Genomic DNA, 8,264 nt, shown 5'->3' on the forward strand with positions numbered 1-8,264 from the left:
ATTACCCCGACACCAGTGACCTGTTTGAGCGAGAGTTACTCGTCTTCCAGTTCGATGTTGATACCCAGCGAACGAATCTCTTTCAACAGTACGTTGAAGGACTCTGGCATGCCCGGTTCCATCTGATGGTTGCCGTCCACGATGTTTTTATACATCTTGGTACGACCGTTCACGTCATCAGACTTAACGGTGAGCATTTCCTGCAGGGTGTATGCTGCGCCGTATGCTTCAAGCGCCCACACTTCCATCTCCCCGAAGCGCTGACCACCGAACTGCGCCTTACCACCCAGCGGCTGCTGAGTAACCAGGCTGTAAGAACCGGTAGAACGCGCGTGCATCTTGTCATCAACCAGGTGGTTCAGTTTCAGCATGTACATGTAGCCAACGGTAACCTGGCGCTCGAACTGCTCACCGGTACGACCGTCGAACAGTGTGATCTGACCAGAGCTTGGCAGGCCACCCAGCTGTAACAGTTCCTTGATTTCAGACTCTTTCGCACCATCGAAGACAGGCGTTGCGATCGGCATACCCTTACGCAGGTTTTCAGCCAGACGCATCACTTCTTCATCGCTGAAGGTGTTCAGGTCGACTTTCTGACAAACGTCGGTACCCAGATCGTACGCACGCTGGATGAACTCGCGCAGTTTCGCGACTTCCTGCTGCTGTTTCAGCATGGCGTTAATCTTGTCGCCGATGCCTTTCGCAGCCATACCCAGGTGGGTTTCGAGGATCTGACCGATGTTCATACGAGACGGTACGCCCAGCGGGTTCAGTACGATGTCTACCGGCGTGCCGTTTTCATCGTAAGGCATATCTTCGATCGGGTTGATCTTAGAGATAACACCCTTGTTACCGTGACGACCCGCCATCTTATCACCAGGCTGGATCTGACGTTTAACGGCCAGATACACCTTAACAATCTTCAGCACGCCTGGTGCCAGATCGTCGCCCTGAGTGATTTTGCGGCGTTTCGCTTCGAGTTTTTTCTCGAACTCGTGTTTCAGTTCGTCATACTGCTCAGCCAGCTGTTCCAGCTGATTTTGTTTCTCTTCGTCGGCCAGGCCCAGTTCCAGCCAGCGGTCACGCGGCAGCTTGTCGAGCTTCTCAGCTTCAACACCGCCGGAAACCAGCACCGCGTAGATACGACCAAACAGGCCAGCTTCAAGGATCTGCAGCTCTTCAGACAGGTCTTTCTTAGCCTGCTTCAGCTGCATCTCTTCGATTTCCAGCGCACGTTTGTCTTTTTCTACGCCATCGCGAGTAAAGACCTGAACGTCGATAACAGTACCGGAGACACCGTTCGGTACGCGCAGAGAAGAGTCTTTAACGTCAGACGCTTTCTCACCGAAGATTGCACGCAGCAGTTTCTCTTCTGGCGTCAGCTGGGTTTCACCTTTCGGCGTTACCTTACCAACCAGAATGTCGCCGCCGGTCACTTCTGCACCGATGTAAACGATACCGGATTCATCCAGTTTGGAGAGCGCAGCTTCACCCACGTTAGGGATGTCAGCGGTGATCTCTTCTGGCCCCAGCTTGGTGTCACGGGACACACAGGCCAGTTCCTGGATGTGAATAGTGGTGAAACGATCTTCCTGAACCACACGCTCGGAGACGAGGATGGAGTCTTCGAAGTTGTAACCATTCCACGGCATGAACGCTACGCGCATGTTCTGACCGAGCGCCAGTTCACCGAGGTCGGTGGACGGGCCGTCTGCCAGCACGTCGCCGCGCTCAACTGGTTCACCCAGAGACACACATGGCATCTGGTTGATACAGGTGTTCTGGTTAGAACGGGTGTATTTGGTCAGGTTGTAGATGTCGATACCCGCTTCGCCTGGGTACATCTCGTCTTCGTTAACTTTGATAACGATACGGGAAGCATCCACGTACTGAACAGTACCGCCACGTTTAGCAACCGCAGTTACACCGGAGTCAACGGCAACAGCACGTTCCATACCGGTACCAACCAGCGGCTTATCAGCGCGCAGAGTTGGAACCGCCTGACGTTGCATGTTCGCACCCATCAATGCACGGTTGGCGTCATCGTGTTCCAGGAACGGGATCAGGGACGCACCGACGGAAACCACCTGCTGGGTGGAAACGTCCATGTAGTCAACCTGGTCGTTGCTGAACAAGCTGGATTCACCTTTGCTACGGCAGGTAACGAGGTCATCAACAAAGCGACCTTCTTCGTCCAGGTTGGTGTTCGCCTGGGCGATAACGTAGTTACCTTCTTCGATAGCAGACAGGTAATGAATTTCGTCGGTTACAACACCGTCAGTCACTTTACGATACGGGGTTTCAAGGAAACCGTATTCGTTTGTCTGTGCGTACACGGACAGGGAGTTGATCAGACCGATGTTTGGACCTTCAGGCGTTTCGATTGGACATACGCGACCGTAGTGGGTCGGATGTACGTCTCGAACTTCGAAGCCTGCGCGTTCACGAGTCAGACCGCCCGGGCCAAGTGCAGAGATACGACGCTTGTGCGTAATCTCAGACAGCGGGTTGTTCTGGTCCATAAACTGAGACAGCTGGCTGGAACCAAAGAACTCTTTCACTGCTGCAGAGATTGGCTTGGCGTTGATCATATCCTGAGGCATCAGGGTATCCAGATCGCCCAGAGACAGACGCTCTTTCACCGCACGCTCAACACGTACCAGGCCAACGCGGAACTGGTTTTCTGCCATTTCGCCTACGGAACGGATACGACGGTTGCCGAGGTGGTCGATGTCGTCCACTTCGCCTTTACCGTTACGGATATCGATGAGCTTCTTCATCACTTCGATGATGTCTTCTTTGCTCAGGATACCGGAACCTTCGATCGCGTCACGCAGCAGAGAACGGTTGAACTTCATACGACCAACCGCTGACAGATCGTAGCGGTCTTCGGAGAAGAACAGGTTCTCGAACAGGCTTTCAGCCGCTTCGCGAGTTGGTGGCTCACCCGGGCGCATCATACGGTAGATTTCTACCAGCGCACTCAGACGATCGGTGGTTGGGTCGACACGTACGGTTTCGGACATGTACGGACCGTGGTCCAGATCGTTGGTGAACAGCGTTTCGATACGCTTGTGACCAGACTGGCTCAGCTTAGCCAGCAGATCCAGGCTCAGCTCCATGTTAGCCGGGCAGATCAGCTCGCCAGTAGAGGCATCAACGTAGTCTTTTGCTGCAACTTTGCCAGCAATGTACTCAACCGGAACTTCGATGTGTTTGATTTCATCTTTTTCCAGCTGACGGATGTGGCGCGCAGTAATACGGCGGCCTTTTTCCACATATACTTTGCCGTTGGCTTCGATGTCGAACGACGCGGTATCACCACGCAGACGCTCTGGCACCAGCTCCATTTGCAGCTTGTTGTCGCGAATTTCAAAGACAACTTTTTCAAAGAACAGATCGAGAATCTGCTCAGTGGTGTAGTTCAGTGCACGCAGAATGATGGTCGCAGGCAGTTTACGACGACGGTCGATACGGACAAACAGGTTGTCTTTCGGATCGAATTCGAAGTCCAGCCAGGAACCACGGTAAGGAATGATTCGCGCGTTATACAGTACTTTACCGGAAGAGTGTGTTTTACCTTTATCGCTGTCGAAGAAGACGCCCGGGCTACGGTGCAGCTGGGAAACGATAACACGCTCAGTACCGTTGATAACGAAAGTACCGTTGTCAGTCATGAGCGGGATTTCGCCCATGTAGACTTCTTGTTCTTTAATGTCTTTAACGGTGCCTTCCGGCGCTTCGCGCTCGTAGATCACCAGACGCAGTTTAACGCGCAGCGGTGCCGAGTAGGTCACGCCACGGATTTGACATTCCTGAACGTCAAATACCGGTTCGCCAAGACGGTAGCTGACGTATTGCAGCTCGGAATTACCGCTGTAGCTCTTAATCGGGAATACGGAACGGAAGGCTGCTTCCAGGCCGTACTGCCCTTCAGGATCTTGCTCGATAAACTTCTGGAACGAGTCAAGCTGGATAGAAAGGAGATATGGAATGTCCAGAACTTGTGGACGTTTACCAAAATCCTTACGAATACGTTTTTTCTCGGTATAGGAGTAAACCATAGGGTTCCTCAGCTCGCTGACAAGTCGACCCATCTGTCCATTGGCGGACAGTTTGTGCAACACCATTTTGTTGATCGGAAAATCGAACACTTTCCGCAATGCCTGTTGCTATCACGCTTAAACCATTTCATTGCGATTTACCCAGAGCGAGCACCCTGTCGCAGTATATTAAGTCGTCGATAGAAACAAGCATTGTCAGGACAACCAGCAGTCAAACAGTGTGAAACGCTACTGGCGCCTTACAGCGCAAAAAGGCTGGTGACCAAAAAGTCACCAGCCATCAGCCTAATTTCTCAGGCTGCAACCGGAAGGGTTGGCTTATTTAACTTCAACTTCAGCGCCAGCTTCTTCCAGAGATTTTTTCAGTGCTTCTGCGTCGTCTTTGCTCACGCCTTCTTTCAGCGCAGCTGGAGCAGATTCTACCAGGTCTTTAGCTTCTTTCAGACCCAGGCCAGTTGCAGAACGTACTGCTTTGATTACGGCAACTTTGTTAGCGCCAGCAGCTTTCAGAATTACGTCGAATTCAGTTTTTTCTTCAGCAGCTTCAGCCGGGCCAGCAGCTACAGCTACAGCAGCAGCAGCGGAAACACCGAATTTTTCTTCCATTGCAGAGATCAGTTCTACAACGTCCATTACGGACATAGCGGATACTGCTTCAATGATTTGATCTTTAGTGATAGACATTTAAATTGTTCCTGAAAATCAGAATAAGTTTATACGTAAGCGAATACTTGACAAAGATGACTGCTATTAAGCAGCTTCTTTCGCATCGCGAACAGCAGCCAGAGTGCGAACCAGTTTGCCAGCCGAAGCTTCTTTCATGGTTGCCATCAGGCGTGCAATTGCTTCTTCGTAGGTCGGCAGGGTTGCCAGGCGATCGATTTGCGATGCCGGGATCAACTCACCTTCAAAGGCTGCAGCTTTAACCTCGAATTTTGCATTCGCTTTCGCGAACTCTTTGAACAGACGAGCAGCAGCGCCCGGGTGTTCCATAGAGTATGCAATCAAGGTTGGACCAACAAACGTGTCTTTCAGGCACTCGAACTGAGTACCTTCAACTACGCGGCGCAGCAGGGTGTTACGAACAACACGCATGTAAACGCCAGCTTCACGACCTGCTTTACGCAGTTCAGTCATTTTATCTACAGTAACGCCACGGGAATCCGCAACTACTGCAGACAGCGCGCCTTTGGCTACTTCGCTGACTTCAGCAACAATCGCTTGTTTGTCTTGAAGATTTAAAGCCATTAGCTTTGCTCCTGGATGTTTGCCGGAACTCATGTTCCGGAACTCACTTCACTCTTCCCAACGGGTAGAGCGTCTTAATACGGTGAGCAGAAACAAGCCAGAGTATCCAAAAATAATCTTAGCGTTCTGTCACCGTCTACGCAGGGGATTAAGTTTCTTACGAAACACCTGCGGTCTTCGACGGAGGCCTGGATTAGGCCAGGCTCCAACGAACAAATCTTTTAGCCGCTAACGTTGTTAGCAAACGTGGGGGTAAGATTGTAGACAAATCCACCGCCCACGTAAAGGCATTAGTTTGCAGCAGCGCTCAGGCCAGCCTGGTCAACTGCAACACCTGCACCCATGGTGGTGGAGATGCTAACTTTCTTGATGTACACGCCTTTCGCCTGAGTTGGTTTCGCTTTTTTCAGCGCAACCAGCAGAGCTTCCAGGTTTTCTTTCAGTTTGTCAGCGTCAAAGTCCACTTTACCGATGGTGGTGTGGATGATGCCGTTTTTGTCGTTACGGTAACGAACCTGACCCGCTTTAGCGTTCTTAACCGCTTCAGCAACGTTAGGGGTTACAGTACCCACTTTCGGGTTTGGCATCAGGCCGCGTGGACCCAGAACCTGGCCCAGCTGGCCAACAACGCGCATTGCATCCGGGGAAGCAATAACAACGTCAAAGTTCATTTCGCCTTTCTTGATCTGGTCAGCCAGATCTTCCATACCTACCAGCTCAGCGCCTGCAGCTTTAGCAGCTTCAGCGTTTGCGCCCTGGGCAAATACGGCTACGCGAACGGAACGGCCAGTACCGTGTGGCAGTACAGTTGCACCACGTACGTTCTGATCGGATTTACGAGCGTCGATACCGAGGTTTACAGCAACGTCAACGCTTTCAACGAACTTAGCGGTAGCCAGTTCTTTCAGCAGAGCGATAGCTTCGTTGATTTCGTACTGTTTGGTCGCATCAACTTTGTCACGGATCACGGACATGCGCTTGGTCAGTTTAGCCATTTCTTAGTCCTCCACTACCAGGCCCATGGAACGTGCAGTACCTTCGATGGAGCGAGTCATCGCTTCAATGTCGGAACCAGTCATGTCGGCAGCTTTGGTCTGCGCGATTTCCTGCAGCTGAGCGCGGGAAATTTTACCAACTTTGTCTTTGTTCGGCTTGCCGGAACCAGACTTGATACCAGCCGCTTTTTTCAGCAGAACTGCTGCCGGCGGGGTCTTGGTAACGAAAGTGAAAGAACGGTCAGCGTAAACAGTGATTACGACTGGGATTGGCAGACCTTTTTCCAGGGATTCGGTTTTGGCGTTAAACGCTTTACAGAATTCCATGATGTTCACACCCTGCTGACCCAGAGCTGGACCAACTGGTGGACTTGGGTTCGCCATACCAGCTGCAACCTGCAGCTTGACGTAGGCTTGTACTTTCTTAGCCATTCTAAAATCCTCTGATTGGGTTATAGCGCCTCAAGGAGGCTCCCCGTGATAAAATTCGTTTTACGGATACAATCCATAAAAACAAAAGGCGCGAAATTGTATTCCAATCTCGCGCCCTGTGCAACGTTTAAATCGTCGCTTTTTTGATCGGTTGCTTAGGCTTTTTCTACCTGAGCAAAGTCCAGCTCTACCGGGGTCGCACGACCGAAGATAGAAACAGAAACTTTCAGGCGGGACTTTTCGTAGTCCACTTCTTCAACCACACCGTTAAAGTCAGCAAACGGACCGTCATTAACACGTACCATTTCACCCGGTTCAAACAGCGTTTTCGGACGCGGCTTATCACCCACCTGCTGCAGGCGGTTCATAATCGCATCAACTTCTTTATCGCTGATTGGCGCCGGACGGTCAGACGTGCCGCCGATAAAGCCCATTACGCGCGGTACGCTGCGCACTAAGTGCCAGCTTGCATCGTTCATCACCATCTGAACAAGCACGTAACCCGGGAAGAATTTACGTTCGCTTTTGCGACGCTGGCCGCCACGGATCTCGACCACTTCTTCGGTCGGAACCATAACTTCACCAAACAACTCTTCCATGTTGTGTAATTTGATATGCTCACGCAGCGATGTTGCTACGCGGCCTTCAAAACCGGAAAACGCCTGAACGACGTACCAGCGCTTTTTAGGGGCTTCAGACATCTCAGAACCTCAGGCCAGTGATAAAGGATACCAGGCGAACCAGAATACCATCCAGTCCCCACAGGATCAGTGACATTACAGCGGTAACCGCAGCTACAATCAGCGTGGTGTGCAATGTTTCCTGGCGAGTCGGCCAAATGACCTTACGGACTTCGGTTCTCGCTTCGCGGGCAAAAGCGACGGTCGCTTTACCTTTGGTCGTCAACAGCGCGACACCACCCGCTGCAGCAATCAGAATTACCACTGCCAGCGCGCGTAGCGGCAGCATCATGTCACGATAAAGGTAGTTACCGACGATTGCCACGATCAACAATACGGCTACCACTACCCATTTCATCGCTTCCAGGCCGCGCCCGCTCCCTTGAGCTTCGGTATTCGCACTCATAAACCAACCTGTCAGAAGTATTCTACAAACATTTTCACCCCGCGATAGCGAGGCGAACCAAACCGAAATGCTCTGTTGCGTTTCGGACTAAAACGCCCTCTTCAGAGCCTGTCTCAGCAATGATTATGACAAATAAAATCACTGATGAGCCAGGTTCTGGTTCGAAAGCGTGCAAAAAGGGCATCAAATGATGCCCTTTTCATGCGCATTGCGTCAAATGTTATCAGCAATTAGCCGAGAACTTTAGCAACCACGCCCGCGCCAACGGTACGGCCACCTTCACGGATTGCGAAACGCAGACCGTCGTCCATCGCGATTGGGTGGATCAGGGTAACAACCATCTTGATGTTGTCGCCTGGCATTACCATCTCAACGCCTTCTGGCAGTTCGATGGTACCGGTCACGTCAGTAGTACGGAAGTAGAACTGTGGACGGTAGC

General features: G+C 51.6%; 7 protein-coding genes and 1 pseudogene. All 8 read right to left on the reverse strand.

Annotation, left to right across the window (positions count from 1 at the left end; all coding sequences use genetic code 11):
* Nucleotides 1-35 precede the first annotated feature (35 nt).
* Nucleotides 36-4,064: a DNA-directed RNA polymerase subunit beta gene (gene rpoB, locus MXM41_RS22085; protein WP_325934418.1), complete on the reverse strand. Its 4,029-nt coding sequence runs from the start codon at nucleotides 4,062-4,064 to the stop codon at nucleotides 36-38.
* 318 nt (nucleotides 4,065-4,382) lie between these two features.
* Nucleotides 4,383-4,748, reverse strand: a complete 366-nt coding sequence (gene rplL, locus MXM41_RS22090; protein ID WP_121268267.1) for a 50S ribosomal protein L7/L12 — start codon at nucleotides 4,746-4,748, stop codon at nucleotides 4,383-4,385.
* A 66-nt stretch (nucleotides 4,749-4,814) separates the two neighbouring features.
* Nucleotides 4,815-5,312, reverse strand: a complete 498-nt coding sequence (gene rplJ, locus MXM41_RS22095; protein ID WP_001207203.1) for a 50S ribosomal protein L10 — start codon at nucleotides 5,310-5,312, stop codon at nucleotides 4,815-4,817.
* 290 nt (nucleotides 5,313-5,602) lie between these two features.
* Nucleotides 5,603-6,307, reverse strand: coding sequence for a 50S ribosomal protein L1 (gene rplA / locus MXM41_RS22100; protein ID WP_103177798.1), 705 nt, complete (start codon nucleotides 6,305-6,307; stop codon nucleotides 5,603-5,605).
* 3 nt (nucleotides 6,308-6,310) lie between these two features.
* Nucleotides 6,311-6,739 carry a 50S ribosomal protein L11 gene (gene rplK / locus MXM41_RS22105; RefSeq protein WP_004097640.1) on the reverse strand — a complete coding sequence of 143 codons (429 nt, stop codon included), beginning with the start codon at nucleotides 6,737-6,739 and terminating at the stop codon, nucleotides 6,311-6,313.
* A gap of 155 nt (nucleotides 6,740-6,894) precedes the next feature.
* Entirely contained in the window at nucleotides 6,895-7,440 is a 546-nt protein-coding gene (gene nusG / locus MXM41_RS22110) for a transcription termination/antitermination protein NusG (RefSeq protein ID WP_003862341.1), read from the reverse strand.
* 1 nt (nucleotide 7,441) lies between these two features.
* Nucleotides 7,442-7,825 (reverse strand): preprotein translocase subunit SecE, encoded by a 384-nt coding sequence (secE, locus tag MXM41_RS22115; RefSeq protein WP_003862342.1) that lies wholly within the window; start codon nucleotides 7,823-7,825, stop codon nucleotides 7,442-7,444.
* A 230-nt stretch (nucleotides 7,826-8,055) separates the two neighbouring features.
* A pseudogene (gene tuf / locus MXM41_RS22120) lies at nucleotides 8,056-8,264 on the reverse strand (elongation factor Tu); the annotation flags it as partial.

This window comes from Leclercia adecarboxylata (assembly GCF_035787115.1).
Lineage (GTDB): Bacteria > Pseudomonadota > Gammaproteobacteria > Enterobacterales > Enterobacteriaceae > Enterobacter > Enterobacter adecarboxylatus_E.